This is a genomic window from Aeromonas sp. R4-1 (genome assembly GCF_040908325.1).
Classification (GTDB): domain Bacteria; phylum Pseudomonadota; class Gammaproteobacteria; order Enterobacterales; family Aeromonadaceae; genus Aeromonas; species Aeromonas veronii.
The window spans coordinates 1-25,512 of sequence record NZ_JBFODM010000083.1 but is presented as its reverse complement, the minus strand read 5'-3'; the positions used below and the strand labels follow the sequence as shown (position 1 = coordinate 25,512).

Annotated in this window: 16 protein-coding genes and 7 pseudogenes; 18 read left to right on the top strand and 5 right to left on the bottom strand. The window is 46.8% G+C overall.

Features of this window, described 5'->3' with window-relative positions:
- A partial coding sequence (locus AB5Y90_RS15405) for a DUF4277 domain-containing protein (protein ID WP_368166452.1) occupies positions 1-355 on the bottom strand: 355 nt, incomplete at its 3' end.
- On the opposite strand from AB5Y90_RS15405, the gene AB5Y90_RS15400 reads away from it, so the two are divergent.
- A complete protein-coding gene (locus tag AB5Y90_RS15400; RefSeq protein ID WP_368167158.1) occupies positions 354-737 on the top strand; it encodes a hypothetical protein in 384 nt (127 codons plus the stop codon). The two genes, AB5Y90_RS15405 and AB5Y90_RS15400, sit on opposite strands and share 2 nt — an antisense overlap.
- Positions 738-897: 160 nt before the next feature.
- Here AB5Y90_RS15400 and AB5Y90_RS15395 read toward each other — a convergent pair whose 3' ends face one another.
- Positions 898-1,590, bottom strand: a complete 693-nt coding sequence (locus AB5Y90_RS15395) for a hypothetical protein (RefSeq protein WP_040096543.1) — start codon at positions 1,588-1,590, stop codon at positions 898-900.
- Between the two features lie 307 nt (positions 1,591-1,897).
- Here AB5Y90_RS15395 and AB5Y90_RS15390 point away from each other — a divergent pair.
- From AB5Y90_RS15390 to AB5Y90_RS15350, 9 genes and pseudogenes are all read left to right on the top strand, one after another.
- Positions 1,898-2,179: pseudogene (locus tag AB5Y90_RS15390) on the top strand (transposase); the annotation flags it as partial.
- Between the two features lie 312 nt (positions 2,180-2,491).
- Positions 2,492-3,912, top strand: a pseudogene (locus AB5Y90_RS15385) (IS66-like element ISUnCu16 family transposase).
- 8 nt (positions 3,913-3,920) lie between these two features.
- A pseudogene (locus AB5Y90_RS15380) lies at positions 3,921-4,967 on the top strand (ISAs1 family transposase); the annotation flags it as partial.
- Between the two features lie 103 nt (positions 4,968-5,070).
- Positions 5,071-6,099, top strand: coding sequence for an IS110 family transposase (locus AB5Y90_RS15375; RefSeq protein ID WP_368167156.1), 1,029 nt, complete (start codon positions 5,071-5,073; stop codon positions 6,097-6,099).
- 301 nt (positions 6,100-6,400) lie between these two features.
- A pseudogene (locus AB5Y90_RS15370) lies at positions 6,401-7,045 on the top strand (IS5 family transposase); the annotation flags it as partial.
- Between the two features lie 758 nt (positions 7,046-7,803).
- A complete protein-coding gene (locus AB5Y90_RS15365) occupies positions 7,804-8,277 on the top strand; it encodes a hypothetical protein (protein ID WP_111901770.1) in 474 nt (157 codons plus the stop codon).
- Positions 8,278-8,638: 361 nt separating this feature from the next.
- Positions 8,639-8,865, top strand: a pseudogene (locus AB5Y90_RS15360) (IS4 family transposase); the annotation flags it as partial.
- Positions 8,866-8,940: 75 nt separating this feature from the next.
- A complete protein-coding gene (locus AB5Y90_RS15355; RefSeq protein ID WP_279497870.1) occupies positions 8,941-9,507 on the top strand; it encodes a hypothetical protein in 567 nt (188 codons plus the stop codon).
- 148 nt (positions 9,508-9,655) lie between these two features.
- Positions 9,656-9,994: pseudogene (locus AB5Y90_RS15350) on the top strand (transposase); the annotation flags it as partial.
- Positions 9,995-10,346: 352 nt separating this feature from the next.
- On the opposite strand, the gene AB5Y90_RS15345 reads toward AB5Y90_RS15350, so the two are convergent.
- A complete protein-coding gene (locus tag AB5Y90_RS15345) occupies positions 10,347-11,501 on the bottom strand; it encodes a Fic family protein (protein WP_368167154.1) in 1,155 nt (384 codons plus the stop codon).
- Between the two features lie 720 nt (positions 11,502-12,221).
- On the opposite strand from AB5Y90_RS15345, the gene AB5Y90_RS15340 reads away from it, so the two are divergent.
- From AB5Y90_RS15340 to AB5Y90_RS15325, 4 genes are all read left to right on the top strand, one after another.
- A complete protein-coding gene (locus AB5Y90_RS15340; RefSeq protein WP_201952323.1) occupies positions 12,222-13,232 on the top strand; it encodes a substrate-binding domain-containing protein in 1,011 nt (336 codons plus the stop codon).
- 91 nt (positions 13,233-13,323) lie between these two features.
- The gene (locus AB5Y90_RS15335; RefSeq protein ID WP_201952320.1) at positions 13,324-15,450 is read left to right on the top strand and encodes an alpha-galactosidase; all 2,127 of its coding nucleotides are present in this window, start codon (positions 13,324-13,326) and stop codon (positions 15,448-15,450) included.
- A 54-nt stretch (positions 15,451-15,504) separates the two neighbouring features.
- The gene (locus AB5Y90_RS15330) at positions 15,505-16,782 is read left to right on the top strand and encodes an MFS transporter (protein ID WP_201952317.1); all 1,278 of its coding nucleotides are present in this window, start codon (positions 15,505-15,507) and stop codon (positions 16,780-16,782) included.
- Positions 16,779-18,209: a glycoside hydrolase family 32 protein gene (locus tag AB5Y90_RS15325; RefSeq protein WP_368167152.1), complete on the top strand. Its 1,431-nt coding sequence runs from the start codon at positions 16,779-16,781 to the stop codon at positions 18,207-18,209. Before AB5Y90_RS15330 ends, AB5Y90_RS15325 begins: the two co-directional genes overlap by 4 nt.
- 599 nt (positions 18,210-18,808) lie before the next feature.
- Here the strand turns inward: AB5Y90_RS15325 and AB5Y90_RS15320 are convergent.
- A complete protein-coding gene (locus AB5Y90_RS15320; protein WP_186301952.1) occupies positions 18,809-20,224 on the bottom strand; it encodes a GGDEF domain-containing protein in 1,416 nt (471 codons plus the stop codon).
- 272 nt (positions 20,225-20,496) lie between these two features.
- A complete protein-coding gene (locus AB5Y90_RS15315; protein WP_257123567.1) occupies positions 20,497-22,503 on the bottom strand; it encodes an EAL domain-containing protein in 2,007 nt (668 codons plus the stop codon).
- A 561-nt stretch (positions 22,504-23,064) separates the two neighbouring features.
- Here AB5Y90_RS15315 and AB5Y90_RS15310 point away from each other — a divergent pair.
- The 4 genes and pseudogenes from AB5Y90_RS15310 to AB5Y90_RS15295 all read left to right on the top strand — a co-directional run.
- Positions 23,065-23,782 (top strand): annotated as a pseudogene (locus AB5Y90_RS15310) (transposase); the annotation flags it as partial.
- A 435-nt stretch (positions 23,783-24,217) separates the two neighbouring features.
- Entirely contained in the window at positions 24,218-24,907 is a 690-nt protein-coding gene (locus AB5Y90_RS15305) for a B3/4 domain-containing protein (RefSeq protein WP_100652441.1), read from the top strand.
- Between the two features lie 95 nt (positions 24,908-25,002).
- Entirely contained in the window at positions 25,003-25,221 is a 219-nt protein-coding gene (locus AB5Y90_RS15300) for a dihydrodipicolinate synthase family protein (protein WP_235634715.1), read from the top strand.
- 45 nt (positions 25,222-25,266) lie between these two features.
- The coding region (locus tag AB5Y90_RS15295; RefSeq protein WP_032288177.1) for an IS5/IS1182 family transposase at positions 25,267-25,512 on the top strand (246 nt) is incomplete at its 3' end.

Genomic DNA, 25,512 nt, shown 5'->3' with positions numbered 1-25,512 from the left:
GCTCGACGACTTGCGCCGCCATCACCTGATACAAGGTGCTGACATCGGCGTCGAAGAGGGCATCGAGACAGCGCCCGAGCACATCATCATTGAGGTCATCAGCACAGATCCCGGGGCCGATCAGGCGCTCAACCGGCTTGTTAGCGAAGAATTGCGGGAACATGTGCAGGGTGCTGCTGTGAAAGCCCAGGCCGTTCACTATCATGGCGACCAGCGCTTGACCATGTGAGACCTTGAAAGGGGGCGTTTTGGGGAGCACGGCATCGATCATGCGGGCAATGCCCAGTTCTTGGCAGAGTGCGGCGACCAAACCAAGGTGATCGAGGTTACGGATAGAGATAGCGGGAGCGGCCATGATGATCTACCTGCAAAAGAGAGTAATAGATCAGAATGGCCGATCGCCGTCAAGCTTTGAAAAAGCCAAAATTAGGTGCGGAATGACGGGTAAATTCCTAGCGTGGATTGAGAGTGGAAAATTTAAGTTTGGTCATGAACTCATTGCAGTAAAAAAATTCTTTAATAAAGACTATTTTATCATTCCATCTAAAAGGGGAATTCCAATTAGGTTTTTAGAGTCGTTCCTCAATAAGAATTTTGGCTATAAAACGGATTCGAGTAAGCCCAAAAATTACTATCGTGATGGACCAGGATCGGTGCGTTCAAAAAGAGCTGTTAAAATAGCGTACCTGCCAAATGATATTAGTTACTGGCTTACCAAAAAATTGGCCAGTCAGTAACTATATTTAACCTGTACAGATATAGTCATCACCTGACACCGGCCTCAAACCGGTGTCTTATTGTTTTATTTTGGAATGCATTTATTTACAGTGGTTACGCATTTTCAAATTATTACTCATATAAAGAAAATCTGTTTGTGTATTGAGCTGTATTCCTAGCTTAAGAAATATATTTCAGAATGCGTTTACGACCCTCCTTTGCTTCGATACGGCCAAAGTCCGCAAAAAAGTGCCCAAACTCTTGCAGATAATTGTCTCGTAGGTATGTAGTTTCCAATACCAAACGCCCATTACCATCAAGAGAAAAAACTTGAGCTCTCAGGAAGCATTTACAATTACCAACAGAGAACTCAAATACATTGCGAGTATCATCAAGAAAGCCATCTCGAACTAGGTTTTTTCGTTGGTTTTGTTTTATGGAGAGCAAAAACTCAACGAGAAACTCTTCATTTTCTTCTTTTAAGCTATCCTCTACAATTGCTAAATCAGCTGGGGAGAAGTCGCAGCCAATAGTTCTCATGAAATCCATATCACCCTCATGTGTTAGATAAGGGTGAGTATGCAAATTTCCGATTCGCTCATAACCCATTTGTTCAGCAATATGCTTTTTCAGATATTGCGTATCTTCTTTAGGTGTAACCGACCCTGCTTGCATAATTGCAGTAGTATCCACAGAAATAAACTCAACCTTATATGTGGTTTTCTCTTTTCCTCTTTTAACCGTACCGAAGACAGATGCGTGCAATTCTATGCCACTGCGTAACTGTCCTTGATGTTGTACAACAAAAGCCTCAAAACCATTCAACAGCAATTGAGCTACAACTTGTTTTGATAAATGAATGTGATGTTCCATTTTTAAGTCTCAGTGCAAGTTTATCGATTGAATAACTGTAGGTGCAAAGCGATATTACAGCGATATTGTGCAATGCATAAAATTGTCATACCTATTGTCTGACACATAGGAGACAAGGTAAAACAATGTACTCAATCGTGGCACTAGTTAGCAAGCTGGAGGCGTTGTTTCCAAAATCAGCCAGCAAGTCATGACTTCTCTGGATGAGTGGCTCGGATGGGCATTGTTTCCCAAATCGATGCAGCTTGAATTGAACTTACTGAGGGGGCGGTGATCTGATCACCACCATCCTCTTCAAATCTGCATCATGGGCTCGTCGCTTCACCCCATCACCAACTGGCCTCAATACAACAAGTCTTTGATTAACCGTGGTTCACTCACCTTCTGGGTTGATACCGAAGCCATGAACAACTGGTTCCACCACGACCATCATGGGCGGCGGGGTCCCAGCCAGCTTTACACTGACCAGACCATCGCAACCTTCCTGATGCTCAAGGGGATTTTCAGCCTCACTCTGCGAGCAACACAGGGGCTACTCGACTCCCTGTTCGAGTTGATGAACGTACCGCTGTGTGCGCCGGACTATAGCTAATGGGATGGTCGCCCCAGGGCGGGATCGTGAATGTTTTTTAACCATGTAAACAGGTTTGACCTCACGATCTGACTATGATCTTATGTGCTCTTTTCTGGAGCCATGTGATGTCAGTCGATGCCCTCTTTACCCGGTTTTTCAGTGAAATCCACGATAACCGCCAGCCCGCGAAAATCTCTTATCCCTTTTACGATGTCCTGTTTCTGTAACGGTTCACCCAGACCAGTTGACAGGTAAAAAATGAGACGATCGTCCGGTGATCCACTATTGCCTCTTGCGTGATCCTGTCAGCTTGGCACCATCAGGGGCATGAGCACATCCATGACCCCACCGGCCGCTTCGCCGCTGACCCTTGAGCAGGCTAATGAACTTATTCAGAAGCTGATGGCGCGCATCGCCGAGCTAGAAGACCGACTCAACCAGCACAGCGGCAATTCCTCCAAGCCTCCTTCCAGTGATGGGCCAGGCTCACCACCACCTGCTCGGCCGCGCCTTGCCTCAGGTAAAAAACGCGGCGCCCAACCGGGCCACAAAGGCGCTCGGCGTGAGCGTCATCCAGCGGATGAACGGCTGACGGTAATACCCCATTACCCTGCCAGACAGTGCGCCTGCTGTGGGGGCAATGTGGTATTTCATGACAAACCCTACCGCGTCCATCAGGTCTTTGACCTGCCCGAGGTCAGCTACAGGGTGACCGAACATCAGCTCTTTAGCGGCACCTGTTGTCATTGCATCGAGACCAGCCCGGCTCCGTTGCCCGAGACGGTGAGCAGCAGCCAGATGGGGACCAACCTGCTGAGCTACATCGCCCTGCAAAGTGGTCTGTTTCACCAGAGCATTAGCCAGATACAACAACAGCTTAAACAGCACTTCGGCCTGAGCTTCAGTCGCGGCGCTATCAGCGAGGCGCAAGGGCGAGTCAGTGCCATGTTGACCCCGACGCACCAGGCCATCAAACAACAAGTGTGCAATCAGCCTCCTGTATCCATGCCGATGAAACACGGCATCAGCGTGGTGGTGAGCGGCGCTGGATGTGGCTGGCACTGAGCAAGGTGGCCGTCTGTTTCATGACGGCGTTTGGCCGGGGTCAGGATGCGGCCAAACGGCTGCTGGGCTCAGAATTGGATGGCGTGTTGGTGACAGACCAGTACGCAGGATACCGTTTCATCGACAGCAGCCAGCGTCAGCTGTGCTGGGCCCATGTACTGCGCAATGTGGCAGCGATTGCCGACAGCGGCGAAAAGGTCAATCAGCCCATTGGGGCCCGACTGGTGCTTCTCGCAAATAGCGTATTCAGGGTTCGACATGGCTATGAACAAGGCGTGTTGAGCCAGAAACAATATCAGCGAAGGCTTGAGCGATGTCGGCAAAGCTGGCGAAAAGAGCTGGGGCGAGGCAGTTTGCTGTGCAGCAAGCGCTACCGAGGTCGCTGTCGGCTACTGCTCAAGGATGATGAAATGCTGTGGCGTTTTCTGGAAAACGACGAGATAGCCTTGACCAATAATGAGGCGGAACGGGCGCTACGCGGGTATGTGCTGTGGCGCAAGGGGAGCTATGGCGTTTGGTCACATCGGGGAGAGCTGTTTCGGCAGCGCATCTTGTCTTTGATAGAGACAGCCAAGCGGTTAGGTCGCTGCCCGCAGGAATGGCTGAGGGCCGTGGTCAGTGCCTGCATAGAGAAAACAGACTACCCGCTCCCGGAAGAGTTGTTGTCAACATCCTCCCGGTGAACGGTTACCTGTTTCTGACCGTTTGCGCTGTGATTGGTGGCGCTCAGGGGTGGGAGGACATCGAAGACTTTGGCGAGGTCCATCTGGCATGGCTTCAAGATAAGGGACTGTTTCTAAATGGTATTCCTGTGCATGACACCATCGCCAGGATCATCTCCCGCATCCAGCCAGAGCAGTTTCAGGCAGCATTCATTCGCTGGACCCAGGCCATCCAGCAGCAGATGGATGGGGCATTGATTGCCGTTGATGGCAAGACCCTGCGTCGCTCCTATCAACCCGGAGATCGTTCATCGACTATCCACATGGTCAGCGCCTACGCCGCCGCCAACAAACTGGTGCTCGGTCAGGTGAAAACCGCTGAAAAATCCAACGAAATCACCGCCATTCCCGAATTGTTGGCACTGCTCGACATTCGTCAATGCCTGGTTTCCATCGATGCCATGGGCTGCCAGACTGCCATTGCCACGTCTATCCGGCAGCAGGGTGGGGATTATCTGTTGGCCGTCAAGGGGAATCAGCCCAAGCTGCTTGAGGCCGTGAAACAGGCGCTCGCTCCGGCCATGGCCACCCCGCTGTCAGCGCAGACGGCGGCGGTAGAACAGGCTCATGGGCGCGTTGACGGTCGTGAATATCACGTCATCCCGGCCGGGGAACTGGCGGCCCAGTTTGCCGATTGGGACGGGTTGCAGAGCCTGGGTGTAGCCATCTCTTATCGTATTGAAAAAAATCAAAAAATAGCTATAGAACAACGTTATTTCATCAGCTCAAAGGTGCTTGACCGAGATGAGTTTGCCCGTGCCGTGCGCGGTCATTGGGCCATCGAAAACGAGCTTCACTGGGTGTTGGATGTGACGATGGGAGAAGATGCGTGCCCCATCTATCGCGAAGACGCGGCGGAGAATCTGGCCTGTATCCGACACATGGCCGTGAACATGCTAAGGGCGGAAACATCACGCAAAGCGAGCATCAGACGCAAGCAGAAAATAGCGGCGATGAGCAGTGACTATCTGGACACTGTGCTCGCAGCTGGCCTGCAAAAACTCTCTGAAATTTAACAGGATGTTCACGCTCTCACCCTGATGGTCGCCCCTCCCCAAAACGGCATCTGAGTGCCAAAGTGGCGAATGTAAGTTCCCACTGATGAGAGAGGCGACCACCATGAAGGCTACGACTATCGGCATTGATCTGGCAAAACATCTCTTCCAATTACATGGCGTTGATCAACATGGCAAGACGGTCCTCAAGCGACAGTTGAAGCGGGATCAGATGCTCTCATTCTTTACCAATCTTCCTCCTAGCCTGATCGGCATGGAGGCATGCGGCAGTGCCCATTACTGGGCCAATAAACTGCAAGGAATGGGGCATACCGTCAAACTGATGGCGCCGCAGTTCGTTAAGCCCTATGTGAAGACCAACAAGAACGATGCTGCGGATGCAGAAGCTATCTGCGAAGCCGTCACCCGACCCAATATGCGGTTTGTGCCAATAAAAAATGGCGAGCAGTTAGCCGTGTTGGCGCTACATCGCGCAAGGCAAGGGTTCGTCAAAGCCAGAACGGCACAAGCTAATCAAACCAGGGGCCTGCTGGCTGAACATGGCATCATTGTCCCTAAAGGTATTGCACACATTAGCCTACGATTGCCCGAGCTCCTGGAGGATGCAGAGAACAACCTACCCGGAACGTTTCGTCAATTAATTGAGCGTTTAGGGGAGCACCTCAAAGAGCTCGCCAAGCAGGTGAATGAACTGGAAGAGCAGATCTGGTGTTGGCACAAAGAAAACTCGGCAAGCCAGAAGCTGGCTAAGATGCCGGGTATTGGTCCTCTCACGGCCAGTGCACTGGTAGCGTCTATCGGCGATGCAAAGCAGTTCGAAAATGGCCGCCAGCTAGCAGCCTGGCTGGGCTTGGTACCCAATCAACATTCCAGCGGCGGCAAGCAGACCCTGTTGGGGATAAGCAAACGCGGTGACATCTATCTACGCACACTGCTGATCCACGGGGCCCGCTCCGTGCTCCGGGTCGCTGAGCGTAAGACAGAGTACGCAGGAAGCTGGCTTGCGGGGGTCATGGAGCGACGTAACCATAATGTAACGGTAGTGGCACTGGCCAACAAGAATGCACGCATCATCTGGGCATTACTTGCCCATGAGCGCGAGTACGATGCTGATCACGCAGTAGCGGCCTGAGCGCAATAGCTAGCACAGGAACGGTGTTTCATAGCAAGCGTGACAAAGTATCGAGTTAACAACCAGCGTTAGAAAGTACCACCGATTGCACGGGCGATCATGACGTGATGGCGAGGCAGGTCAGACCGTGACTGGCAAAACCCGACAGACACAGGGCACTAATAAGTGCGTTTAGCTGATAGAGGAGCCAGTCAGCGAATTCCATCAGGGATAGAGGCTGTTGCCTCGGTGAAATCCGGATCTATGGCTGCAATCTCAACCTGACTCACTTTCATTGATTGAGGGCTTGGCAAACCGGGGCGACCATCTATGTGTCAGCAAGCGAGCACGCACGGTGAAAGTGGCTTATCGACAGCCCCCAAAGGGAGGCATTACCGACCTGGTTATCGATTCAACCGGGCTGAAGGTGTTTGGCGAAGGCGAGTGGAAGGTCAGAAAACACGGCGCCGCGAAGCGGCGAGTGTGGCGCAAGTTGCATCAGGCGGTAGACCCGGTGGCCCACGATATCGTGGCGGCGGAAGTGTCGTTGGAAAATGTCCATGACGCCGAGGTGTTGCCAACCTTGCTCAACCCTCTGCGGCGCAAGCTGGGACGTGTTTATGCGGATGGCGCCTACGACAGCAAAGCCAGCCATCAGCTTATCTCGCGCAAAGGGGCGACAGCCTGTATCCCGCCTCGCAAGAATGCAGGGCTCTGGAAAAAGGGGCACCCAAGAAATGAGGCCGTGCTGGTGATGCGCAAAGAAGGGCTGGCGCACTGGAAGAAGATATCGGGGTATCACCGACGCTCGCTGGCAGAGACAGCGATGTATCGGTTCAAGCAGTTGATGGCGGGCAAAATCAGTCTGCGAACATACAACGGTCAGGTAGGGGAAGTGATGGCGTATGTTGGTGCAATCAACAAACTGAACACCCTTGGTCTGCCCGTCAGAAAGCCCCGAGTGTAACGATCACTTGGGGCTGGGGCAGTTGTGGCTTGATGGTTGATTTGGGAAACAACGCCGAGATTGATGCCCTGGGTCAAGCACTTTTCTTTCACATACCTGCCTTGTCCTACCAACTCACGCTCCGTGCTCAGGCTACAACAAACATGAGCATGAATTGTGCCGACTCCTGCATGAGATCTGGACACAAAAATCAGATCTATCACACGGTAACGTCTACTCCTTCTACGTCTGTTACTAATCGATTTTTTGCTCATGTAGGCTCATAGAAACCTCAGTTTACGCACGTAAAAAAGCCACGATTTTTTTCCAAAACACCTAAGCATTTTTTTTCATAACCACATCATTTTTTGCGAGAGTTTCATGCCGTTTTTTTTTACTTTTTATGGTGGAGTTATTCTGTGGAAATCTATTGTTTTTTTCACGAGAAAAAATTTTTCTATGAGTGTTTTTTTTGATTTCCATCGTTAGAAACCCCTCATTATTGACAATAAAAAGAGAGCAAAAAAACAATTGAAATTTCAGAATAAAATATTTTCGATATTTTTTGTTGTTTGCTATTGCCATTTATATGAAATCAACCTAAATTAACTGCAACAAGGTGCATGCTATACATTCACATCTACAAATGATGAATGTGTGCACTTTAACCTAAAAGTCATTTTTGGTAATAAGCTCCCCGCTATTCGCGGAGCTTCAACTACCAATAGATAAACACAAGTGGCGAAATATTCCATGTTAACATGTAAGGTAGTATTGTAATGAGAAAAGTAAACGATGATATTTGTGCGATTGATATCGAGACTCATAATGAAGCTCTTGAACTTTTGAGGGGTAGATTTAACCTGAATAAAATTATCCGCCCCCTTGATAAGCATGTTGTGCTCAAAAACTATAACCATATTCATGAACTCTATGACTTCCCTGCATTTGTAATTTTAGATAATGACATTGCAGAACCTGTAGCAAGTGCATTAGATAATGTATCTATTAAGATGTATTATGATGATATCGTGGCATCATTGGGCGATGATGAGAATGATAGGGCTGTTACTTATGACCAGGTACTTTCTGATTGGGCCCAAAGTAACATGCCCAGTTACTATAGACCAGGTAATGACTACCAATCTGCTGAGGAGTTTCTTGCAGAGATGGGGTCTGAAAATGTGAATGACTCTACTATTTTAAAGAATTTTAAAATGGCTGTTGATGTGCTGTTGAAAGCAAAGCCGTGATTGATGTGAGTTTAGTTTCAATGCTGAACAATTAAAGGTTGGTCTTGCTCGTTTCAAAAAATCACTGGTAATTCTAAAATTTAAATTGCTTTGTGTAGGTGCTTAAAACACCCATATCAAAAGTGTAAACTTCAAATTCGATGGAAATAGCATTCTCAACGTATGTGGGGCTGTAAATACCGCAGCTTGTTTACAGCCCCTTGTGTCTATTACCACATAGCCTGAAGTTAAATCGCCCTCTCTCTTTCGGGTATATTCTGCATCTAATCACTCTCGAGTTAATGGTTAGATATCGTGTCGCCATTTTTTCCATTTTTTCTCCCAAATGTTCCTAACATCAAGCACCCTATATAAAGAGACAGAACGAAAACACGCCGTCAAACAGGTCGAACGTCAGCTCACCAATACCAAGCCCAACGTCAGTAACCTGTTTGATGACTGGGTCCCCTACGTGGTAGCAAAGCGCACTGCAATTGTCGTTTAATTGGACAGACAGAATTTGATACTGACCAAGCTCAAGAAGACCTTGCCTGATTGGGCAGGGTAGTGGCTGACCGAGGCTTTAGTTTTATGGCACTGCTTGAGCGCCTTTTACAATAGTGAGATAGTGCGGCATCATCGTCCTTCCGGTCGCAAAGCGGCCCCATCCTCACAGGCCACCCGATGAAACAATTATCCGTTCTTGCTCTGCTTACATTATCTTCCATCTCGACATCTCCTGCCGCACTGGCTTCTGATAACGGCTTTACTGCCTTTGCATGGGGTGACAGTATCAACAACGTGTCTCAGAAGAATAATGCTTTCAAGCCAAGTGCAATCCAGCTTGGGGGCCAGAGCAAAATGTTTAATGGCACACCAAAGAAAACAGAGTGGGGTTTTTTGGGCGAACAAGCCAGCACCCCTTACAGCTACTCCTTCTTTCAGGGAGGCCTGTTTGACATTACGTTTACCGCCAAGGTCTACAGATCCAACGATCTTGCCACGGTCAGTCAGGCCAAAGCGGATTACGCCACTCTGAAAGATCAGATTGCACAGCGCCTCGGTCGCGTCGAGAACGTCGCTGAGTCATTTGACCCAAAAAAACCGTTCTTCTCCTGTATCTATGATGATAATTGCGGCTCCTATGGAGTCAGCTTCATCAATGCTGACACGCGAACCGTCCTTTTCCTGACAGGTTCTGAGGACGGCACAGGCAGCGAATTGATTTTGACGGTGAAGCAAAAGAAGTAAGGCCTCGAGCCTTCTGTTCATTCGTGTCGACGATACAGATGGGGCCTTGTTGCTCAAATCGGGGAACTATCTGTCATCTCGGTGATCTGATCCTGTAGCGCAGTCTCCGAGAGCATCAGATGGGCAAGTCCAAGCACAAGATCAGCATGGTGCGTATGACACCAAGGTCTGTCATGCGCTACTGAAGAAGAAGGGGGCGAAAGCCACCATACCGCCGAGAAAAAATGCGGCACCGTGGGAGGAAGACCATCCCCGCAACGAGGCGGTGACGGCGCTCAAGGCCGGTGAACTGAAGCAATGGAAGAAAGACTCCGGCTATCACCAGCGCTCGATAGCCGAGACCGCCATGTACCGGTTCAAGCAACTCATCGGGCCAACGCTGAGCCTGCGGAACTACAACGCCCAGGTGGGCGAAATCCTGGCTGGCGTGAAGGTGATGAACAAGCTGATAGGGCTTGGTATGCCTGTTCGCCAGCCAGTGAATTGAGTGGTATCAACGGGTTGGGGAACGGCCATCCAGCGACGGATTTGATCAACAACGCCTACAGATGGCGATAATCGTTGATGCTCATGTTTGACTCTATACTTGGGGTCGAAAACGTCACTCTGGGGGTAGAATGAGGCCTCAAAAACTCGTGGTGAAGGTTCCTTAAGTCACGTAGGCGGTAATACCCGACTTCGAGATTCCGCCACCTGGGGCGCGTCAAAATTCAGAAAAAGCTGAACGGTAGGCCGTTATTCAGTCCAATTACCACAGAGTCTCGCCGTCCTGAGTTTTTATCCAAAAATCATAAAATATAGAGAATCAATAAGATCTGACGGTGGTAATCACCCACACCTCATTTTGAGTTGCCTGATCTGTCATGTGTCAATTTGAGCCTATAACGGGTATTTCTACCGCCTCCTCCAGGTTCTTTTTCTAGGCATTTTTTTTCAAGTAGATCAGTAAGGTGGCGCGTGGCTGTAGATTTGCTCACCTGAGCAATTTTTTGATACTGGCTGGCACTAATGTACGGTAGGCCGTCCTGTGTGTAACCGTCGAGCAAATGGTTCAGTATCATCACCTGTTCAGGGCACAATTGGTCACTAGCGTGTAGCAGCCAGAAGCGGTTTCGAGCAAGCGCATGGGTGCATGATTGTTGGGCCTGTTCCAGCGTGATGTTGAGTGTGTCCAAAAACCAAACCAGCCACGCTGTGACATCCAAGCCTCCTCTCTGAGCCTGCTCCAGAGCGCGATAGTAATCAGCTCGACGCTCAAAAATCACAGTCGGCATTGCATACAGACTGATGCTCTGGTTGTCGGCCTGAGAGAGTGCAAGATCGGTGAGGGCTCGGGTAATCCGTCCGTTACCGTCATCAAACGGATGTAACGTGACAAACCAGAGATGACAGATAGCGGCTCGCAGTAATGGATCTAGGCAGGGATCATCGAAACTGGTATTGAACCAGTCGATGAAAGTGGCCAATTCCTGCTCTAGCCCCTCTCGTGGTGGGGCCTCGAAATGCACGATGAGTCGATCTCGTGCTCCGGATATCACCTGCATCGGCTCATCACCACGCAGCTGGCCAACACGTATCTGATGCGATCTCCGGTCATCTGCGGGAAAAAGCCAGCGATGCCATTGCAGCATGCGTTCAAGCGTCAATTGCTCATCACTGCTAATTGCATCCACAATCATCGCGGCCAGTCCCTCGGATCTAACTGAGGTAGGGTAGGGTGACTGCTCCACTATCCCGAGGCGACATGCCAGAGATGCACGTAACGACTGCGCGTTCAGTTGCTGATTCTCGATGGCCGAGGACGCGACGATATTGGCCAGCAGCGTATCTAGGGCATGTGTCTGATGCGCCAGTGTTGTGCTGTGAGCTGACAAATGAAGGCCCTGGAGTAGTCCCAGATTGCGGTGTGCCAGACGTAGTCGTGGAAGTAATAGCCTCTCTTGCCAGCAAAAATGTGGCCAGTCCTCATGTTGCCAGATCCAGTCTACTGTCATCGATAATCTCGTTAATTCTGCGTCGCGGGCAAGCAGTGCAATGCCACAAATGAGCCGAATTGACACCTTATTCGGCTCACGGTATGAACCGATAATAGCCCTCATTCGGCTCATTCCACAACTCACAGCGCTGATTGACAACTGGCTGGGAACACTATTGATAGGCCAGGATTGCTTGACCAATTCCGTAAAACAGTTACCTCTGCGGTGACTGGTTTATGGCATCGGATCTCGGCTTGTAAAGACTTACTCTTCGTGCAGTTATTCAGCAGGGACAGCCTACTGCTTGATCCATGCATGCATGCAGGCTGTGGTTGGATACCCCGGTTTATCGTGCAACGGTAGTCACCGACCACACGTACTCTATGACTTGTTTAATCGCTTCGATTCTGATTGTTTCCGGATAAGGCTGGCAGATCATACATCACCAATAGTTGCCTCATTCAAGGCTGTGAGGTTTTTAAAGTACTGGGGGCGATTCAGGGATACCTCCACTGATACCGGTAAACTCCGCTAACATCGGTGCAATATGGTAGAGTGGTATCTCGAATTGCTAATGAAGTTTCTCGGATTTTCAATTAGATATGAATTATAGGTGAGAGTTTTTCCAGCCTTTACCAAGCTAGCTTTCTGTCTTCACTACCCACGGAAACTATGGCGTGACAAGAACGAACATCTGAGAACACAGCCAAGAGCGATTAGTTAACAGCAGGAGAAGATATGTCACTTAAGGCTATTGCTGCCGAACTCGGAATTTCTGTCACCACTGTCAGCCGAGCGCTTGGTGGGTTTTCTGATGTCTCGGCAGAGACCCGTATGCGTGTGGAGATGGAGGCACAACGTCGGGGTTACCGTCCAAACACCCAAGCAAGACGACTTAAAACTGGGAAAATTGATGCGGTTGGCTTTGTGTTTCCTGAACATGCCGTACCATTTAACAGCAGTGTGTTCATGGATATGGTCAGTTGTATAAGCCGTGAACTGGCCAAGCATGATATCGACTTACTGCTGATAGCTGATGATGAGGGGGCTGACAGTCACAGCTATATGCGTTTGGTCAAAAGCCGCCGGGTTGATGCTCTGATTGTGGCTCACACGTTGGACAACGATCCGCGCCTGATACACCTTCTTGAGGCTGGCATACCGTTTCTGGCTCTCGGAAAAGTGTTGTCCGGTCTTCCCTGTGCTTGGTTTGACTTTGATAACCATGCGGGCACGTGGCATGCCACGCAGCATCTCATTGCACTTGGGCATCAGCGAATTGCATTACTTAGTGAGGATAGTTCCCGGGCCTATGTCATGGCTCGACGCCAAGGTTGGCGAGATGCCCTAAGTCTACATAGCTTGCCTGAGACTTGGCTACGTTTAATTACCCCTACACGACGCGCTGGTTACCAAGCTGTGAACGAGCTAATGTCACTTCCACTTCCCCCTACCGCCATTATTACCGATAGCGACTTGAGTGGTGACGGTGCAGCCATATCGCTGTTGCTTTCTGACCATCTATATGGAGAGCATGCAGTCTCTCTAGTTGTCTACGACGGTTTGCCACAGGACAGTATCATAGAATTGGATGTGGCAGCCGTTCTTCAGTCAACAAGAGAGCGTGTCGGCCGTCAGGTTGCTGACATGATACGTAAACTCATCACAGATGTTTCTCCGGAAACGCTGCAAGTGCTCTGGCAGCCGGATTTTAATCCGGGTAAAACAGCCCTTCCCCCTTCGTCTTAGTTTTAACCAGATCACACATCCGAAACGTTTTGGTTGATGGCCGAAACGTTTCGGATCAACAGTAGGACATACTCGAAAACGGAGATGTCTTATGGAACCGACGTACCGCAGGCTGAGCAGCCCCCACTCAAACCTGATTATTAAAACTCACCCTTATGCCGAGATAGTTTGGTGGGGATCCGCTCTGCAACACTTTAATCCAGATGACTGTATTAGCCTCGAAAGACCGGTTGCGAATGGTCGTCTAGATATAGACACGCCGTTGACCTTAATGGCTGAGAACGGACTAGGACTTTTTGGCTCTCCAGGGCTGGAGGGACACCGAAATGGTCTCGATGCATCGCCAGTGTTCAGAACCGTCAGAGTCGAGCAGATCGGAGAAGTACTCACTCTGACGAGTGAGGATTCGGTGGCGGGCCTACGGATGGTGAGTGAGTTGATACTGACATCTTCAGGCGTACTGAAAATGCGGCATGCCCTAACGAACCTCCGTGAAGGGGATTGGCAGGTTAATCGTTTCGCGATCACTTTACCTGTGGCTGAGCGAGCGGGAGAAGTGATGGCCTTTCATGGACGCTGGACACGCGAGTTTCAACCGCACCGGGTCCGACTAACACATGATGGTTTTGTCTTAGAAAACCGCCGGGGCAGAACGTCCCATGAGCATTTTCCAGCGCTGATTGCAGGTACTCCTGGCTTTTCTGAACAGCAAGGTGAGGTGTGGGCTGCACATCTGGGCTGGAGCGGAAACCATCGCATGAAATGTGAGGTCAAAACTGACGGGCGACGTTACCTTCAGGCGGAAGCCTTATGGATGCCTGGAGAGAAAGCACTTAAGCAGGATGAAACCCTGTATACCCCTTGGTTGTACGCCTGCCATTCCCCTGATGGTCTCAACGGCATGAGCCAGCAATATCACCGTTTTTTGCGTGATGAAATCATTCACTTCCCTGATCAGAAACCTCGTCTGGTGCACCTCAACACTTGGGAAGGTATTTATTTTGACCACAACCCTGACTACATCGCGCAGATGGCTGAGCGCGCAGCAGCACTTGGTGTCGAGCGATTCATTATCGACGATGGCTGGTTCAAAGGGCGCAATGATGATCATGCAGCCCTAGGTGACTGGTATCTAGATGAACAGAAATATCCAGATGGGCTAATGCCAGTGATTAATCATGTGAAATCTCTTGGCATGGAGTTTGGAATTTGGCTAGAACCCGAAATGATCAATCCAGACTCTGACCTCTTTCGCCTGCATCCCGATTGGGTGCTATCAATGCCGGGCTATACACAACCAACCGGAAGACACCAGTACGTTCTCAACCTGAATATTCCCGAAGCTTTTACATACATTTATGAACGTTTTTTATGGCTACTGGGCGAACACCCTGTTGACTATGTGAAGTGGGACATGAACCGTGAACTTGTCCAAGCGGGGCATGAAGGTCGTGCAGCGGTGGACTCACAGACCAGACAGTTTTACCGGCTATTGGAGCTTTTGAGAAAACGTTTCCCTCGAGTTGAGTTTGAATCCTGTGCTTCTGGTGGCGGGCGTATCGACTTTGAGGTGCTTGCTCGCACACATCGTTTTTGGGCTTCTGATAACAATGATGCCTTAGAGAGATGCACCATACAGCGTGGGATGAGTTACTTCTTCCCTCCGGAGGTTATGGGAGCACACATTGGTAGCCATCGTTGCCATGCCACCTTCCGGCAACACAGCATTGCTTTTCGCGGCTTGACGGCTCTTTTTGGGCATATGGGCCTAGAGCTGGACCCGGTGACAGCAAGTGAAGACGAATCTGCTGGTTACTGTCGATATGCTGCGCTCTACAAAAAATGGCGTCAGCTTATTCACACCGGCACGTTGTGGCGGGTTGATATGCCAGACGTTGCAACTCAGGTTCAAGGCGTCGTGAGCTCAGATCAAACGCAGGCGCTTTTTCTCGTGAGTCAGCTCGCGATGCCTGATAACACCTTACCGGGAACCCTGCGTATCCCGGGGTTGGAAGCGCAGGCCCGTTATCGCCTCCACGTTGTTGATCATCCCGATCTTCAACTGGTTGGTGAGGGGGGGCATACCATGCGTAGGTTGCCAGAATGGATGTGCCAGAACACCGAGGTCTGCGGAGAATGGCTAGCACTGGCTGGTATTCAGCTTCCCATACTGGATCCGGAAAGCGCCATGCTAATAGCTCTTGAGCGTTTGGCATAATAAGACCTGGGCCGGTCTCGGCCCTTTCTATTCTATCCCGAGAGGATAAAAATAATGAATGCGCCTAGTACTCATAAGAAAAAGGATTTCTGGATTTTCGGCCTGTTCTTTTTTCTCTACTTTTTCATTATGGCAACCTGTTTTCCATTTCTACCTGTTTGGTTGTCTGACGTTGTTGGATTAAGTAAAACAGATACCGGAATTGTTTTTTCATGCTTGTCATTGTTTGCAATTAGTTTCCAGCCTCTGCTGGGGATTATCTCAGATCGTCTTGGCCTAAAAAAACATCTGATGTGGCTCATTAGCCTGCTTCTGGTACTGTTCGCCCCTTTCTTTCTGTACGTGTTTGCTCCGCTCTTGCGGTTTAGCATCTGGGCTGGAGCTCTGAGTGGTGGATTATATATCGGCTTTGTTTTTTCAGCTGGGGCCGGTGCCATTGAGGCGTATATTGAACGTGTCAGCCGCAGCAGCGGGTTTGAATACGGTAAGGCTAGGATGTTCGGTTGTCTAGGATGGGCTCTCTGTGCCACCACGGCAGGACTACTCTTCAACATTGATCCATCCCTGGTGTTCTGGATGGGTTCAGGCTGCGCGTTATTGCTGGTTCTTTTATTGGCGTTGGCGCGTCCAGGAACCAGTCAGACGGCGATGGTCATGAATGCGTTGGGCGCGAACTCCCCCGTGATTTCCGGAAAAATGGTATTTAGTTTATTTCGTATGCGTCAGATGTGGATGTTTATGCTCTACATGATTGGAGTTGCCTGCGTTTATGACGTTTTTGACCAGCAGTTTGCTACATTCTTCCGATCCTTTTTTGATACACCAGAGGAGGGGATTAGAGCATTTGGTTTTGCCACTACGGCTGGCGAGATTTGCAATGCCATCATTATGTTCTGTTCTCCTTGGGTGATTAACCGCATCGGTGCTAAAAACACGTTGATTGTTGCTGGACTGATTATGGCTATCCGCATCACTGGGTCGGCCTTTGCTACTACAGCAACTGAAGTAGTTATCCTGAAAATGCTACATGCTCTAGAAGTGCCATTCCTATTGGTCGGCGCGTTCAAGTATATCTCAGGTGTTTTTGATATCCGGCTATCAGCATCTATTTATCTGATCGGCTTTCAATTCTCAAAACAATTGGCAGCGATATTCCTCTCAATCTTTGCAGGTCACCTGTATGACAGTATTGGATTCCAGAGCACCTATCTGGTACTGGGTGGAATCGTCTTGGCTGTTACCGTCATATCTATATTCACCCTGAGTAATTCCCGCAAATCGGTAACTTCTTCAACAGAACCTACAATAGAACTTAAGGAGGTCCGCGTATGAAACAACGTATTGCGACTGCACACTCTGCACTTGATTCACTCCTTAGTCATCGCGGTGTTACTTGGTATCCATCATTTCATTTGGCTCCTCCAGCCGGGTGGATGAATGACCCGAACGGGCTTATATATTTTGGTGGACGCTATCATGCGTTTTATCAGCACCACCCTGCAAGCGAGCATCAAGGATCTATGCACTGGGGACATGCCACCAGTAAAGATATGCTGCACTGGCAACACGAACAGATTGCACTGGCTCCAAGTGAAGAATATGACAGAGATGGGTGTTTCTCTGGTTGTGCTGTGGACGATAATGGAGAGTTGTCGCTGGTCTACACTGGCCATGTCTGTCTGGAAGAGCGAGGGGATGACAGTCTTATCCGTGAGGTGCAGTGTTTAGCTACTAGTCGTGACGGAATTAATTTTGAAAAACAGGGATGTGTGCTGACCCCACCGGAAGGAATCATGCATTTTCGTGATCCGAAGGTCTGGCGGGAGAATGGATTTTGGTGGATGGTTATTGGCGCACGAGATGCTTCTGATACCGGTCAGGTACTTCTATATCGCGGTACGTCACTGCGGGACTGGCATCTGGAACGGGTACTAGCGCACTCGGCCTCTGGGTCAAGCTATATGTGGGAATGCCCGGACTTCTTCCACTGTGGCGACCACCACTGGCTAATGTTCTCTCCACAGGGGATGAAAGAGGAAAAATTCCGATTTCGCAACCGTTTTCAGAGTGGTGTGTTGCCTGGTCACTGGCAACCTGGAACTGCATTTGCCGTAACCGGTGAATTCGAAGAACTTGACCACGGGCATGATTTTTATGCTCCGCAATCTTTTGTCGCTGATGACGGCAGACGAATCATAATGGCTTGGATGAACATGTGGGAGTCCCCAATGCCTACCAAGCGCGAAGCGTGGGCGGGCTGTTTGACACTACCGAGAGAGCTTTATGAACGCAATGGGCGTTTGTGCCAGCGTCCTGTCAAAGAAGTTCAGTCTCTTCGTAAAGCCCGCCAGCCGCTACTATTTGAGAAGCTTAGCGGTACACATTTGCTCACTGAAGATGCGAATGCTGTAGAGCTTGAACTGACTTGGCATACCGGCGACAGTCAAGCAGAACACTATGGAATCCGTTTGGGGGAAGGGCTCCGGCTCTATGTAGATAACCAAGCTGGACGGTTGGTACTCTGGCGTTATTACCCGGATGAGGGACTGGATGGTTATCGCAGCATTGCTCTGCCTGATGGGGCTCATCTGACACTTCGTGTTTTCCTGGATCTCTCGTCTGTGGAGGTATTTGTTAACGATGGGGATGCGACCTTGTCCAGTCGTATTTACCCGCAGCCAGGAAAGCGCCAGTTGTCGCTGTATTCAGCGCATGGAGAAACTGTATTGATGGGCGGCTCTCTGTGGACGTTGGCTTGAAAAATGGTACTGCTGCTAAAAGCGGCAGTATATTTGGTTCAATAATGCTGAAATAGTTAGTTTGATGAGCCAAATATAAATGTCGTGAGCAGATTTATATCAAAATCGAGAGAAATATTCAGGTGCAGCAGTGGGTTACTGATTTGTGCCGTAGAGAGTGACTGTTTTTAAACATATAGATATGGCTCATTCCTTAAACCTAAAATGTAAACAATGGCCCATCATCTCATTCTCGTGGAGCAAGGACAGAATGATAGTTCTGTACAGGTCAACTATGTCTTATAGGTTGCACCACTGACTGTGGTGCATGTTTTCCATTTATCTATCAAGCATTTTTTATTAGGGAAGGTGCGAATAAGTCACCAAGTACAAAAATACGCCTTTGTAAGCATTTGAATTAAATCGACTAAAATTTTCAGTTTTGTTGTGGAGGGTACTTGTTCTCACCCTCCCTAGCCTAGGTTGGTGAGCTGACTCACCTTTGACGATGGTTATGGCTCGAGAATCGCTAAAGCGTGATTTTCTAGTGTACAACCTCCAGCATCTCAAGATACGAGATATATTTTATTATATGTCCCCCAGTTTTCCGGGGGATTATATTAGTAACTCCAACAATTACGGCCTTTTTCCTTGCTACGATATAGGGCTGCATCAGCAAGTGATATTGCCTCTATGTAATTACGTTGGCCTTTCGTTACACCAATACTAAGCGTAACGGTACAGTTTTTTTCTCGCCATTTTAGTTTACATACCTGCTTCTGAAGCCGATCTAAAAGTTTAGGAACTATCTCTGAATCAACCATTAGGATTGCTGCAAACTCATCACCTCCAATTCTGTACACATTTTCTAGACCAAGAACTGATACTAAAGTATCAACTACTCTGCATAAAACTAGATCACCAAGTTGATGGCCATAGTTGTCGTTTATTTTTTTAAAGTCATCAAGATCTATAAGTATGAGTGTATAATCTGATGAAGACATATCAATCGCTTCTAGGTCTTGGTTGAATGCTCTACGATTGAACACACCTGTAAGAGGATCTAATCGAAGTTCTTTTTGATGAATATGATACTTTTTCTCAAGAGCCTCTATCTCATCTAGATTTTTTCCAACAAACCAAGAGTAAAGTTTTTTATCATTCGATACTCTTTCAATTTCATTGTTGTCAATCTGCTGAATTCTATCTGATATCAATGTTTGTTCATGTTTGAATATACGAATTAATAGCATGATTCCAAACCCAGCCAACAGCGCAATAGCAGTTGTTGGGAAAAGTACTTTACTCATTTCTGATTTTAGTATGTCTGTAAAATGACTAGGTGGTAAATATAGCCCCAATTGCCATTCTGACCCGGGTAATTCATGTAAAATTAAATAGCCATTCCAAGTCTTTGCCAAAGAAAAATAATTTTTTGGTGATAAATTTGTATTTGCATCTAGCAAGTTAGGGTTTACAATTGAAATTAAGTTTTGTGATGGTTTATGTTCTAAATATAAAGATGCATTAAGCTCTCCGAGGGAATAACTAAGAGTTTGATGTAGTGATTCTAAAGGGGCATCAACTAATAATAAACCAACTGTTGTACCAGTGGAATCAATAACTTTCTTTCCAAAAATCAATACTGAGCTGTTATCTACTTTTTCATATATACCAACCCAAGATGGTTCATCAGTACTCTTATTAAGGAGGTCAGCCCATGGTCGATGCTGAGGCTTAAAGTAACCTATAGTTGTTTGTAGTGGATAACTTTCAATTGTATTTGAATTTAGATCGTAATAATGGATAGCGTGCTGATTTGGCATTTTAATACGATGTACAATTGGCCAGTATTGATTAATAGCAGATTCTCCACTTCTTAAAGCATCTAGATCTAAATGTGCAGACAGAACTTCCAGTTGAATCTTGTTGGTATTGAAAATCTTTTTTAAATACGATTTTTCAAGAACGGTTAACAGGTGATTGTAATTAACCAAGTGCAATCTAACAACATGCTTGTAATTAACTATAGCCATGTAAGTAGTCAGCATTAAAGTTAGCAGTATTATAAGTGACAACGCTTTGAAGAATAAATAATTTAATCTAGATTGAGATGCTCTCACTTTGTTTACCCCTCCTACGTTCAATTAGATGAACAAAGATAAATGATATTCCGCTAACGATAGCGATAAAATTTCCTGCGCTTTGTATACCATTATTCTTGGAATAAGGTGCGCCACTATTTCTACGTGTTTGATATGTTTTTATCTTAAAAAGACAAAAGTTATTTTTTAAAAAAATAGCGGCATTATATTCTATCCAAAAATTTTGCTAGTGGTTCTGGGCGGGAAATTTGATATCCCTGAATTCTTTTAACTCCGCAAGAAATAACAAAGTCTTTCTCCCATTCGGTTTCTACTCCTTCTGCGAGCACTTGGCATTTGGCCAGATTCCCTATCTGAACTAGTAGTTTATATAACTGCTGACCTTTATATGTAGAGCAATCTTTCAATAATGAACGGTCAAGCTTTACTTTATCAAATGGGTATTTCATTAAGTGTGGGAAAGACGCGAATCCAGCCCCAAAATCATCCATGGCAACATTAATCCCAAGCGACTGTAACTTCTTAATGGTATTAGATAATTCTACCGTGTTATCAAGTAAAGTTTCTTCAGTAATCTCAATCTCAATTTTATTCGGGTCAACCTCAAAAAATTCTATACGAGATGTTAAGTAGCAAACAAAATTACGTTGGCTAAATGTGGAAGCGGAAATGTTAAGCGCGACACGTTCTAATCTATTTAATGGCATTTTCTGCATGTCAGCTAATACTAGGTCAATAACAATATAATCGAGCATTGGCATAGCATCTAATTGTTGAAAATCAGATATAAAACTCGGACCACAGAGTTCTCCTGACTCATCAAGATAACGAATGAGAGCCTCTACACTTAACGGTGAGTTTGAGCTGGACTCTTGGCATTGGTAGTACATTAAGAATTTTCCTTTTTTTACCATACCTTCAACTCGTATTTGTGCTTTTGCTCGCTCTTGATTGTTACGTGCGGAGGACCTAATCTCTGCTAGCAGATGACCAAGAGTGATCCGTTTGATATCACAGCCATCATTCCGTTCATTTATACCCGTGCCTGCAAACGAAATATAAAATGGTTTATATATATATATGCCAATTGTTATTATAAATAATTGCAATAGCGAACCATCGATACTATTACCCATCGCTATATACCCACTCAACAATGGTGGTGTCATCCAATCTATAGTTGTAATTATTGGGTTTACAAGGCCAATAGATATAGCAAAATAAGCAATGCCAAAACTAATTAATGGTACAAAAATAAATGGTATTATGAGTAGTGGGTTGAAAATTATAGGTAGCCCAAACAATAAGACTTCATTTATATTAAATACAACCATTGGCAAAGCTGCCAGAGCTAGCATTGTATGATTACGGTTCTGTGAAAATAATAGAATGCAGAATAGTAAACAAATGCTGTTGCCAGACCCCCCCATGGAGAGGAATGCATCGTAGAACCCTTGGCTAACAATATTTACAGGCACTATTCCAGCATGTGCATCAGCAAGGTTATGTTCTGTAGCTTGATAAAGCATTTGTTTTATTGGAAGTAGGAAGTTATGCCCATTAATACCAATTGAACCTAACAAGCCTAATATGGTCTGATATAGAAGTCCGCCTGACCAAGTTAATGGATTAAGTCTATATTCGCCGAAGTTCTCAACAGATAAATTAAATATATACTTACTAAGTGTAGATAGACCAAGTACTAGAATTGCAAAACAAGAAAACCGAGCAACATGCAAAGAGATGGCTAAGGGGAAATCGAGTGAATGTGGAACAAGATCTCGTAATGTAACCTTCTTGCAGTAGATTAAGGTTAAAATCGGGCTTACTAAAGCCAATATAGTGTTATTTGGGAGGTGAAAAACAGGGGAGTATAAGTTGTTTGCATGAGATAAACTATAGAATAGTATTATTGCGTATACAATAAAAGCACCACTATTTATAGATGTTTTGTGAGATAAATAGTAACTAGTTAACACACACAGTGCAAGAGGATAAAAATTAATTAAAGTGTGTGAAAGTTGAATTAGTAGATCTGATATAGTAGCATAATTTGCGTGAGCAAAGCCCTGCCCAAGCAAAACACACAATGAGTTTGTAAGTGTTAATGGTAATAGAAGTAGTGCAATTGCTGAAATGTCATATATATATGAGCTAAAAGCATGCTGAAGCTTATCTCTATTTTCTTTTAAACTGTTCTTAATAAACAATTTAACCTCTACATTGAATTGTTTTATAATGTATTTAATCAGGTGAGAGTCGATGTGGCTTTTTAACAAGATTGGGTTGTTATAACTTTTGACTTTCCATTATGCAGTGTATAAGTCATTTACCCCTGACATTAATAGACATGGCTATATTTACGGTAACTACTATTGATTCATTGTTGTGTCTGGTTGAAATATAATAATAAGTTCAACCTGAAGTCATGCCAATCATGGACATTATAATAATAAATAGGACTGTATGAAGTACTGTCTTAATATAAGATGAGTTATTAGTTGTATGCATTTTATTGTTCAATTCTGTACATCTCTCTTGTTTTTTGTGTTTAATTGAGTATGAGTGGTCGGAAAGTATACATAGGAAATGCTGAACACCGACTGTATGAATGGGGGTTTACAGACTGTACAGATCTACTTATCACCTGAGACCAGCCTCAAACTGAGGTCTTGGTTACTAGATTGGCCCCTTAAAGATCCAGACACTTCGCCCCTCTTAACTTAAGAGGTAGTCTTGAAACTATGTGCAGTACTAGTCACAACGAGAAGATGGTCGAAGTATTAACAGGGGCAGAGCGCCGTCGACGCCGGACTCCGCAAGAGAAAATCGCTATCGTGCAGCAGACCTTTGAGCCTGGGATGACCGTCTCTCATGTCGCTCGCTTGCACGACGTCAACGCCAACCAGCTTTTCAAATGGCGCAAACAATTCCAAGAATGGTCGCTCACGGCGATCACCGCCGGTGAGGATGTTGTTCCTGCCTCCGAGTTGGCTGCTGCCATCAAGCAGGTCCGAGTGCTCCAGCGTCTGCTCGGGAAGAAGACCATGGAGAACGAGATCCTCAAAGAAGCCGTGGAGTATGGCCGAGCAAAAAATGGATTGCGCATGCGCCCTTGTTGCCGGGGGACGACGATTAAGTGGTGTGAGCCAAGCCCTTAATGTATCGCGTGCTCAGCTATCCGTTCGTGTTCATCGAAAACCAGGTTGGCAAGATGGTCGTCATCATCGCCTGCATGATGATGCTGCCTTACTTGGCCGGATCATGGAGGCGATGGCTGAGCTTCACTCCTATGGCTATCGTCGAGTCTGGGCGCTGTTACGGCGTCAGTCAGAGGCAACACGACAGCCTCTGGTAAACGCCAAACGGGTATATCGCGTCATACGCGATCATGGACTGCTGCTGGAAAGAATACCGGCTGCACCATTGACCCTGCGGGCACATAAGGGACGTGTTGCCGCCAAGGAGAGCAATCGACGTTGGTGCTCAGCGAGCTGTAGCTGACGCACAACTTTCTTATTGGTGGTCATGCGCTGATTCCAGATAACACGGTAAGGGTATGGTTTTATTATCCGGTGTGAAGTCGTATGACGACTCCCTTTGGTGGGCAACTGTCAGGTGAATACCGTATCCATACACGTTTCAGTCCATGCTATCCAATTGACCACCAAGCGCAATCAGTTTAGCTAATGATGGCTTAGTTTTAATAATTTGAGCTTATGGATAAGTTTATGCAATATACTGACTATTCAAAAACGTAAACCTCTCTGCAATCCTGTAGATAATAGATTGAGCATTCAAAATTTCATTACAGAAAAAATCAATGAATTGGAAGTGATTTACTCAAATCTTATTGATTTTAGTAATGCTAGGATGAGAATAATATGAGAGGATTGATGAAGATATGATAGATGGAGGCATTGCATGCCAGTTGCACCTTTGATTAGTCCAAAGATATTTGAGATTGCCCCTGGATTTCGCGCTATAAGTATTACGGTCTTGGCGTCAGAAATAATTGATTCTGATGTAGCGACTCAGGCACTTTTAGACTCATATAAGTGTGTGCATGAGGATAATCCTACTTGGGCCGAAGCACACCTTGCTGCATGGGGAGAGGTATTTAAGACGTTTGGTGCAAAACCGAAGAGAACGCCATGCTCTGCCGAGGCTTTACGTAATAGAGTCCTAAAGGATGGTGGGATCACAAGTGCAGATCCTATCGTTGATCTCTATAATGCCATCAGCATTAAATATGCAATTCCTGTCGGTGGTGAAAACTACGAAGCATATGTTGGGATACCACACCTAACAATTGCTGAAGGTACAGAAGCATTTGATACAGTCAAATCAGGCCAGCCAGCAAATGAACCACCAGAGAAAGGGGAAGTCATTTGGAGAGATGAAGCAGGAGTAACCTGCCGTAGATGGAATTGGCGTCAAGGTGTAAGAACTCGACTGGATGAGCATGCAAAAAAGATGTGGTTCATTTTAGAAAGTCTGCCAGAAATGCCGCGTGAGGCCCTACAGGCTGCTAGTGATGACCTTATTTCTGGTCTCAAGAAAATGATGCCAGAAGCGCAAATTGTATTTACATACGTTGAAGATAAAGAATAAATAAGTTTATTTATCGCGTTTCTCTATATCTCAACCTTCTTCTGCCAAAGAGAAGGTTGAATTTTGATTAATTTCATGGCTAGGGAACACAAGAGATGTTTTCAGGACTAAGTGCTTTTCCCCTGACGCCCGTCAACCATCACGGCATCGATGAAAGGGCCTATATCCACCTGATAGAGCGATTAGCTCTAGCCAATGTTGACTCGATTGGCGCACTGGGTTCTACAGGAAGCTATATCTACCTAAGCCGTGAGGAAAGGGCCAAAGCGGCGTCACTTGCTGTCAATCATGGGAAGGTGCGAACAAGTCCCTGATATGAGATCATGTTTGTCATCTGGAGCCATGAAAAAGGGTTCATCATGAGTCATCAGCTCACCTTCGCCGACAGTGAATTCAGCAGTAAGCGCCGTCAGACCAGAAAAGAGATTTTCTTGTCCCGCATGGAGCAGATTCTGCCATGGCAAAACATGGTGGAAGTCATCGAGCCGTTTTATCCCAAGGCTGGTAATGGCCGGCGACCTTATCCGCTGGAAACCATGCTGCGCATTCACTGCATGCAGCATTGGTACAACCTGAGCGATGGCGCGATGGAAGATGCTCTGTAC

Coding starts and splice junctions, on each gene's coding strand:
- AB5Y90_RS15400 (WP_368167158.1), top strand. CDS start 354: ATGATGATCTACCTGCAAAAGAGAGTAATAGATCAGAATGGCCGATCG.
- AB5Y90_RS15395 (WP_040096543.1), bottom strand. CDS start 1,590: ATGGAACATCACATTCATTTATCAAAACAAGTTGTAGCTCAATTGCTG.
- AB5Y90_RS15375 (WP_368167156.1), top strand. CDS start 5,071: ATGAAGGCTACGACTATCGGCATTGATCTGGCAAAACATCTCTTCCAA.
- AB5Y90_RS15365 (WP_111901770.1), top strand. CDS start 7,804: ATGAGAAAAGTAAACGATGATATTTGTGCGATTGATATCGAGACTCAT.
- AB5Y90_RS15355 (WP_279497870.1), top strand. CDS start 8,941: ATGAAACAATTATCCGTTCTTGCTCTGCTTACATTATCTTCCATCTCG.
- AB5Y90_RS15345 (WP_368167154.1), bottom strand. CDS start 11,501: ATGACAGTAGACTGGATCTGGCAACATGAGGACTGGCCACATTTTTGC.
- AB5Y90_RS15340 (WP_201952323.1), top strand. CDS start 12,222: ATGTCACTTAAGGCTATTGCTGCCGAACTCGGAATTTCTGTCACCACT.
- AB5Y90_RS15335 (WP_201952320.1), top strand. CDS start 13,324: ATGGAACCGACGTACCGCAGGCTGAGCAGCCCCCACTCAAACCTGATT.
- AB5Y90_RS15330 (WP_201952317.1), top strand. CDS start 15,505: ATGAATGCGCCTAGTACTCATAAGAAAAAGGATTTCTGGATTTTCGGC.
- AB5Y90_RS15325 (WP_368167152.1), top strand. CDS start 16,779: ATGAAACAACGTATTGCGACTGCACACTCTGCACTTGATTCACTCCTT.
- AB5Y90_RS15320 (WP_186301952.1), bottom strand. CDS start 20,224: ATGGCTATAGTTAATTACAAGCATGTTGTTAGATTGCACTTGGTTAAT.
- AB5Y90_RS15305 (WP_100652441.1), top strand. CDS start 24,218: ATGCCAGTTGCACCTTTGATTAGTCCAAAGATATTTGAGATTGCCCCT.
- AB5Y90_RS15300 (WP_235634715.1), top strand. CDS start 25,003: ATGTTTTCAGGACTAAGTGCTTTTCCCCTGACGCCCGTCAACCATCAC.